Annotated in this window: 8 protein-coding genes; all 8 read left to right on the forward strand. The window is 58.2% G+C overall.

The features are described from left to right. Positions 1-2 precede the first annotated feature (2 nt). Positions 3-473, forward strand: coding sequence for a protein TolR (tolR, locus tag ACRZ91_RS17385; protein WP_010438155.1), 471 nt, complete (start codon positions 3-5; stop codon positions 471-473). A 15-nt stretch (positions 474-488) separates the two neighbouring features. Continuing rightward, complete coding sequence (locus ACRZ91_RS17390) at positions 489-1,592, forward strand: energy transducer TonB (protein WP_480907371.1); 1,104 nt, start codon at positions 489-491, stop codon at positions 1,590-1,592. Next, positions 1,589-2,908, forward strand: coding sequence for a Tol-Pal system beta propeller repeat protein TolB (tolB, locus tag ACRZ91_RS17395; RefSeq protein WP_480907373.1), 1,320 nt, complete (start codon positions 1,589-1,591; stop codon positions 2,906-2,908). Before ACRZ91_RS17390 ends, tolB begins: the two co-directional genes overlap by 4 nt. A gap of 86 nt (positions 2,909-2,994) precedes the next feature. Beyond that, positions 2,995-3,498, forward strand: coding sequence for a peptidoglycan-associated lipoprotein Pal (gene pal, locus ACRZ91_RS17400; RefSeq protein WP_010438162.1), 504 nt, complete (start codon positions 2,995-2,997; stop codon positions 3,496-3,498). Between the two features lie 4 nt (positions 3,499-3,502). After that, positions 3,503-4,333 (forward strand): tol-pal system protein YbgF, encoded by an 831-nt coding sequence (gene ybgF, locus ACRZ91_RS17405; protein WP_170775036.1) that lies wholly within the window; start codon positions 3,503-3,505, stop codon positions 4,331-4,333. 29 nt (positions 4,334-4,362) lie between these two features. Beyond that, positions 4,363-5,583, forward strand: a complete 1,221-nt coding sequence (gene tilS / locus ACRZ91_RS17410) for a tRNA lysidine(34) synthetase TilS (RefSeq protein ID WP_480907382.1) — start codon at positions 4,363-4,365, stop codon at positions 5,581-5,583. Between the two features lie 77 nt (positions 5,584-5,660). Beyond that, positions 5,661-7,577, forward strand: coding sequence for an ATP-dependent zinc metalloprotease FtsH (gene ftsH, locus ACRZ91_RS17415; RefSeq protein ID WP_170477323.1), 1,917 nt, complete (start codon positions 5,661-5,663; stop codon positions 7,575-7,577). Between the two features lie 95 nt (positions 7,578-7,672). Next, on the forward strand, positions 7,673-8,248 hold the full coding sequence (locus tag ACRZ91_RS17420; protein WP_480907376.1) for an MOSC domain-containing protein: 576 nt from the start codon (positions 7,673-7,675) through the stop codon (positions 8,246-8,248). Positions 8,249-8,520: the final 272 nt, after the last annotated feature.

An 8,520-nucleotide genomic window follows, 5' to 3' on the forward strand; every position in this document is an offset into this window, starting at 1 on the left:
CGATGGGTGCGGCGGTTCAGCAATCCTCGGGTGATAATGGACGCCGGCGCGGGCGGCGTCGCGGCCGTGCCCAGCCGATGGCCGAGATCAATGTGACGCCATTTGTGGATGTCATGCTGGTGTTGCTGATTATCTTCATGGTGGCTGCCCCTTTGCTCACCGTTGGTGTGCCTGTTGATCTGCCAAAGACGGCCGCAAGCGCCTTACCCGGTGACAACGAAGAACCATTGACTGTCACTTTGACGGCAGACGGCCGAGTACAGATCCAGACAACAGATGTGCTGCGCGAAGAGCTGATCGGCAAGTTGCGCGCCATTGCGGCTGAGCGTAGCAGTGATCGAGTGTTCCTGCGTGCTGACGGTGCTATCCCATATGCGCAGGTAATGCAGGTCATGGGTGCGCTGAATGCAGGCGGGTTCTCCAACGTGGGTCTTGTAACCGATACCGGCGGGCCAACGCTGGACGAAGGGTGAGAGTGAGGTCGCGCGGTGGAGACCGGCACCAAGATTTCGGCAATTGCGCATGTCAGCCTGATCAGCTGGGCGCTGTTCGGAGGGACCTTCCGGTCCGAGCCGTTGCCGATGGCAGTGCAGGATGTCACCGTGATATCGTCTGAGCAGTTTGCGGCAATGACCGCCCAGCGGGAGGCACCAGAGGTGCCGACTGACCCGGCTGAATTACAACAACCCACAGAGCCGGACGAGATTGATACGCCGGACCCAGCACCGGAAGAACAGCCAGAGCCGGAACCGGTTGCCCCGCCAGAGCCGGAACCCGAGCCTGAGGTGGAGCCCGAGGAGGTAGAAATACAGCCCGAACCTGAGCTGATCGAACAGCCCCCGACGCTTGAACAGCCCGAGCCCGAGGTGGCGGCGCTTCCGGTTCCTCCGGGTCCCGAGGCGGAACCGAGCCCCGCAGATAAGATCGCACCTGAACAGATTGCACCACCCCCGCCGGAGGCGAAACCGGATGACATTGAGACCCCTCCCGTCTCTTTGGATGAGGGTGCTGAGGTTCAGCAAGAGCAGCAGGACCAGACTGCTCCTGAAGAAGCCGCGCCCGAGATCGTCACCGAGGCGGAAGAGGTCGAGGACCCGGCTCCCCGCACCTCGCCCCGCCCGCGCGTGCGTCCGAACCGTCCGGCGCCACCACCCGAGCCTGAGGTTGCCGAAGCACCTGAACCCACTCCGACAGAGCCCGCGCAAGATGATCAGGCAATCAACGACGCGCTTGCTGAGGCGCTGGGGAATGGTACTGAACCTTTGGGTCCTCCACTGACCAGCGGCGAGAAAGATGCGATGAGGGTTGCCGTGTCGCGGTGTTGGAATGTCGGATCTCTGTCGACGGATGCGCTGGAAACTATCGTCGTCGTTGGGTTCTCGCTTACCCGGGACGGTAAAGTGGTCGGTGGCAGCCTGCAGTTGCTGGACAGTACCGGCGGCTCGGCCGCTTCGGCAAAACAAGCCTACGAGGCAGCGCGGCGCGCGATTTTACGCTGTGGCGCCAAAGGATACGACCTGCCTGCTGACAAATACGATCAATGGCAGGATATTGAGATTACCTTCAATCCCGAGAGGATGCGGATCAAATGATGAAACTTCTGACCAGCCTCTTCGTTGGCCTGACCCTTCTTTCGACCTCGGCCTATGCCCAGAGTGGCCCGCTGCGCTTGGAAATCGATGAAGGGATCATCGAGCCGATGCCATTTGCGGTGCCGAGTTTTGTGCCGGATGGGCCTTCTGCAGCACAATACGCTCAGGATATATCGCGCGTGATCGTGTCGGACCTGACGGGAACGGGCCTGTTTCGCGAAATTTCATCGGATGCGTTCATCAGCCGGGTCAGCAGTTTTGATGCTCCGGTGCAGTTTGCCGACTGGAAAGCAATCAACGCGCAGGCATTGGTGACAGGCGCGGTCAATGTTTCGGGCAAACGGCTGACGGTTCGGTTCCGGGTGTGGGACGTATTCTCGGGTCAGGAACTGGGCAATGGGTTGCAGTTTGCCGGCACCACCGACGGCTGGCGTCGGATGGCGCATAAGGTGGCCGATCAGGTATATACCCGGATCACCGGTGAGGGTGCTTATTTTGATAGCCGGGTTGCGTTCGTATCGGAAAGTGGCCCGAAGGATCAGCGGCGCAAGCGGTTGGCGATCATGGATTATGACGGCGCGAATGTGCAGTACCTGACTGACAGCGCCGCCATCGTGCTGGCGCCGCGCTTTTCGCCGACCGGTGACCGGCTGCTGTACACCAGCTATGAAACCGGTCAGCCACGCATCTACGTGCTGGATGTCGGTCGCGTGAAACGGCAGGAATTGCCAACGCAGGAAGGCACCATGAGCTTTTCGCCGCGCTTTTCGCCCGATGGTCGCTCGATTGTTTATTCGCTGACGCAGGGCGGAAACACGGATCTGTGGAAGATGGATCTGGCCTCGGGTCAAAGTGTGCGGCTGACAAACACACCTGCGATTGAAACCGCACCCAGCTATTCGCCGGATGGTGGCCAGATCGTGTTCGAAAGCGACCGCTCGGGCACTCCGCAGCTTTATGTCATGCCCGCCAATGGGGGTGAGGCGACGCGGATCAGTTTCGGACAGGGGCGCTATGGCACGCCGGTCTGGTCTCCGCGTGGTGACCTGATCGCCTTTACCAAGCAGAACAAAGGCCGCTTCCACATCGGCGTAATGCGCACCGACGGCAGTGAAGAGCGTCTTCTGACCGCTTCTTTCCTAGACGAAGGACCCACCTGGTCACCGAACGGGCGGGTCATCATGTTCACCCGCGAAACACAAGGCGCGAGCGGTCGATCGACGCTTTACTCCGTGGATATTTCGGGAAGGAACCTGCGTCCTGTGCGAACGCCGGATGGGGGTAGCGACCCGTCTTGGGGACCATTGCAGAATTGATCGGAACAGGCAGCAGGTAAAGTTCACAACAAACCCGCAATGTGATAGAAGCGCGGCAATAAACAACGAAACACGAGGCACTTGAGATGAAACTGTTGAGCAAAGCCGCGGCTATCGGGGTGCTGACCCTGATTGCTGCCTGTACGAATAACGATCCGTCGGCACTGGGCGGAGGTGCCGGTGGCAGCGGTGCTCTGGTTCCGGGGTCTCCCAGTGATCCGCGCTCGCCAGCTTATTTCCAGCAGACGGTCGGCGACCGGGTTCTGTTTGCCGTCGACCAGTCAACGCTCAGTCCGCAGGCGCAGACGGTTCTTCAAGGGCAGGCCGACTGGCTGCTGGCCAACCCGGATTTTGTCGCCAACATCGAAGGCCACGCGGACGAGCAGGGCACGCGCGAATACAACCTTGCGCTTGGCGCTCGTCGCGCAAACGCAGCTCGGGAATATTTGATCTCGCGCGGAGTTGCGGGCAACCGATTGACCACCGTCAGTTATGGCAAGGAACGCCCTATCGAAATTTGCAGCACCGAGGATTGCTATTCCAAAAACCGCCGCGCGGTGACGGTGCTGACCGGCTCAACCTTGGGGTAAGATGATGCGATTTGCAGGATTGGTTCTGGCGGCGGTTGTGGCCGTCGCTGGTGTGGCACAAGCACAAGATCAGCAAACTTTGGCGGATATCCGTCAGGAACTGACCGTGCTTCATGTGGAAATCCAGCGTCTCAAGCGCGAGTTTTCGACCACAGGCTCGCCCGCGCCGAACCTGTCCGGCAGTTCCGTTCTGGAACGTGTCGACGCGATCGAGGCCGAGTTGCAGCGTCTGACGCGCCAAACCGAGCAGTTGAACCAACGGGTGCAGAATATCGTCACCGACGGTACGAACCGGATTGGTGATCTGGAGTTCCGTCTGGTTGAGCTTGAAGGCGGAGACCTGAGCACATTGGGCGAAACCTCCACACTGGGCGGTGAGACACAAACGGAAGTTGCGGTAGCTCCTTCACCAACGCCGACGCAACCCTCGGACACGGATCAAGGTGAACTTGCTGTGGGTGAGCAGGCGGATTTTGACGCTGCTTCACAGGCATTGGCGGATGGGGATTTCCAAACCGCAGCCGATCTGTTTGCGCAGTTCGATCTGTCTTATCCCGGTAGCCCGCTGGCGAGTCAGGCTAATTTGCGGCGCGGGCAGGCGCTTAAAGGGGTGGGTGATACCCGGGAAGCTGCACGCGCGTTCTTGGCAAGTTTCACAGGCGATTCCGAAGGCCCCCTGGCCCCCGAGGCTTTGTTCGAGTTGGGCGCAGCGCTTGGACAATTGGGTCAAACAGATCAGGCCTGCATTACACTCGGCGAAGTTGGTGTGCGGTTCCCGACCTCGGCACCAGCGGCTTCGGCCGTGCAGGAAATGGCAACGCTGGGCTGTTCTTGAACATTGACGCCGATACGCTTCGGGCTGAAGTGCGGGCGCGCTTGCCGGATCCGCTACCATGCCGGCTGGGTGTGGCGGTTTCAGGGGGCAGTGATTCGACTGCCCTCATGCGTTTGTTGGCGGACATAGCGCAGCAAGAGCAATTGGAACTATATGCGGCAACGGTCGATCATGGATTGCGGCCTGAATCAGCCTCGGAAGCTTTGGCTGCCGCGGCACTGGCGCAGCGCTGGGGTATCCCTCATGAAATACTGAAATGGCAAGGTTGGGACAGAGCCGGTAATCTGCAAGATCAGGCGCGGCGTGCGCGATATCGACTGCTTGTCGCCTGGGCCAAGGCCAAAGGGTTGCAGGCAATCGCACTGGGTCATACCGCAGACGATCAGGCCGAAACCGTTCTGATGCGGTTGGCGCGCGCAGCGGGCGTTTCAGGCCTTTCAGCAATGTCCGGGTCGCGCAAAGAAGAGGGGATAGCCCTATTGCGCCCATTGCTAACCACGACACGTGAGCGCTTACGAGACTATCTGACTGCGCAAGACATTTCTTGGATTGATGACCCCTCGAATCAGGACCAGCGCTTTGATCGGATCAAGGCGCGTCAGGTTCTATCCGGGTTGGATCAGATCGGCATCACCACAGCGAACTTATCAAGGGTTGCTGAAAATATGGCACAAGCGCGTGAGGCTCTGGCACGCTACACGCAGGAATCCGCTGTCAGATGCATCCAGGTGTCGGATGGCGATTTGTGTCTCGACCGCGGTGATTTCGAAACTTTACCCGAGGAAATTCGCCGGCGTTTGGTGATTGCGTCTGTCTTGTGGATTGCTGGCGCTGGCTATCCTCCGCGTCACAACGCGGTGGACCAAGTGATGGATGCGATCTCTTCTGGCCAGACGACGACGCTCGGGGGCTGTATCCTGGTTCCAGAAGGCAAAAAAACTTGGATTTGCAGAGAGCTAAACGCCATCAGGGATCAATGCGCACGACCGCTTGAACCATGGGACCGCCGCTGGATCGTATCTGGTCCAAATCGTGCAGATGCTGAAATTCGGGCGCTGGGTGAAGATGGAATTCGGCAGCTCGAAAATTGGCGCTCCACAGGCAAACCCCGTACTGTAGTGTTGTCGACACCCGCCGTTTGGGCTGGCGATACGGTTTTGGCGGCACCTTTGGCCAGTTTCGCGAATGAATGGCGCGTCGAATTGCTGCCAGAAAGGTCTGACTTTGCGGCTTTGATTTTATCGCATTGAACCTGCCACAATCCTCTCTATTTTAAGGGGTAACTCCGGCAGGTCGCCACCTGCCGAAACCTTTCGGGAGATTTTCCTTGGGCAACGCTCGCAACATCGCCTTCTGGGTCGTTCTGTTTCTACTGATCCTTGCACTGTTCAACCTGTTCAGCGGACCCAGCGGGTCGCTTCAGGGCAATGAAAAAACCTATTCTGATTTTGTGTCCGCCGTTGAAAGTGGTGAGGTCAACAAAGTCACGCTGGACGGTGAGCAGATTCGCTACTCGACTCAGAACGGCGCCAGTTACACTACGATCAAACCCACCGACGCCGAGGTTACCAAGCTGCTGATCGACAAAAACATCCCTGTTGAGGCTGTGAAACAGCAGCAGTCAGGGTTCCAGTCGTTCCTGATCACATTGCTGCCCTTCCTGCTGCTGATCGGTGTCTGGGTCTATTTCATGAACCGGATGCAGGGTGGCGGCAAAGGCGGCGCGATGGGCTTTGGCAAATCCAAGGCTAAGATGCTGACTGAAAAGCATGGGCGCGTAACCTTCGACGACGTCGCCGGCATTGATGAGGCCAAGGAAGAACTGGAAGAAATCGTTGAATTCCTGCGTAACCCACAGAAATTCTCGCGCTTGGGTGGCAAGATCCCAAAAGGTGCGCTGCTGGTTGGCCCTCCAGGGACCGGTAAAACGCTGCTGGCCCGCGCGATCGCGGGTGAGGCGGGCGTGCCGTTCTTCACCATCTCGGGTTCAGACTTTGTCGAGATGTTTGTGGGTGTAGGTGCATCCCGTGTGCGCGACATGTTCGAACAGGCCAAGAAGAACGCGCCATGTATCGTGTTTATTGACGAGATCGATGCCGTAGGTCGCCATCGTGGCGCGGGTTATGGCGGTGGTAACGATGAGCGCGAACAGACGCTCAACCAGCTTCTGGTCGAGATGGACGGGTTCGAGGCCAACGAAGGTGTGATCATTCTAGCCGCGACCAACCGTAAGGATGTGCTGGACCCTGCGCTGCTGCGTCCGGGCCGGTTTGACCGCAACGTGACTGTCGGCAACCCCGACATCAAAGGCCGTGAGAAAATACTGGGCGTGCACGCGCGCAAGACACCTTTGGGTCCCGATGTCGATCTGCGCATCATCGCGCGTGGTACACCCGGCTTCTCGGGTGCTGATCTGGCGAACCTCGTGAACGAGGCCGCGCTGATGGCCGCTCGTGTGGGTCGCCGCTTTGTCACAATGGAAGATTTTGAGAACGCCAAGGACAAGGTGATGATGGGCGCCGAGCGCCGCTCGATGGTGCTGACCCAGGATCAGAAAGAGAAGACGGCTTATCACGAGGCCGGTCACGCCGTCGTTGGTCTGGAATTGCCGATGTGCGATCCCGTATACAAGGCGACCATTATTCCACGCGGTGGAGCGTTGGGTATGGTTGTGTCCTTACCCGAGATGGATCGGTTGAACTATCACCGGGATGAGTGCGAGCAGAAACTGGCCATGACCATGGCAGGTAAGGCTGCCGAGGTGATCAAATACGGCGAAGATCACGTCTCGAATGGCCCTGCAGGCGACATCATGCAGGCCAGCCAATTGGCGCGGGCTATGGTGATGCGCTGGGGTATGTCGGACAAGGTCGGTAACATTGACTATGCCGAAGCCCACGAAGGCTATTCAGGCAATACTGCCGGATTCTCAGTATCGGCTCATACGAAAGAGCTGATTGAGGAAGAGGTGAAGCGCTTGATCCAGCAAGGTTATGAGCGCGCGCACCAGATTCTGACCGAAAAGAACGAGGAATGGGAGCGCCTGGCTCAGGGTTTGCTCGAATACGAGACGCTGACCGGAGATGAGATCAAGCGGGTTATGAATGGAGAATCGCCAAGTGAGAGCGATGACGAAGGCGATAAGCCAGATGAAGGCAACGCGCCAAGTGTCACCGCGATTCCCAAAACCAAGGCTAAGAAGTCTCCACCCGAAGGTGGCATGGAGCCTGAACCCTCAGCTTAACCAGACAGACCCGGGCATTGCTCGGGTCTTTTTTCTTTCCATCACATCACCCGCATGTTCTCTATGACCCACAAGGCGAGAGGGTGATGTAGGAAATGCCGGTACTACGGAAAACGGAATACGCTGCCGAGGTTGTCTGGTTGGGTCACGTAGTGGTTGGTGGCGCTATTAGCGCACAGGCGGTTGAAGCGCTTGATCTCGAATTCGAAGGCGACCGGGGTGCACGCCATGAGGGGCATACCCGGGCGTCGTGTTCGCGGGTCAGGGACCTGTACCCGAACGGCACTGAGATAAGGAATGTGCGTCAGCTTTCTATTCTGTGCGCTGATGAACTGGATGTGATCGCTCGTGATATGCGGCTGGATGGGCTTGATCCCTCTTTGCTGGGTGCAAGTATGGTTCTCAAAGGGATCCCGGATTTTACCCACATACCGCCAAGCTCTCGGCTGCAGGCCGAGGGGGGCTTAACCATCACCGTTGATATGGAAAACCGCCCCTGTGTCATGCCAGGGCGTGAAATAGAGGCCGTTTCTCCCGGTTATGGTGCATCATTCAAATCTGCGGCACAGGGCCGCAGAGGCGTGACGGCCTGGGTCGAACGGCCAGGCAAAGTGCGAATAGGCGATTGCATGTCATTGTTTGTACCGGATCAACGTCCTTGGTCACCTTGAAAACATAAGACCTCTATAGGTAATGCCCGAAATGGATCGAAGCCGTTTCACGGCTTGATTATGTCGGAATCTGTGTTCACTAAGGCGCTGCACCATCGTAAGGACTGCATAGCGCCGACTCCCGCGCGTCGGCCGTGCACGGAATTCAATCAGGGACCCGACCCAATGAGCTATAAATCCGATATTGAGATTGCCCGTGAGGCAAACAAGAAGCCGATTCAGGAGATCGGTGCCAAGCTGGGCATTTCCAGTGATGATCTGCTGCCCTACGG

It is taken from the genome of Ruegeria sp. O11 (assembly GCF_056535285.1).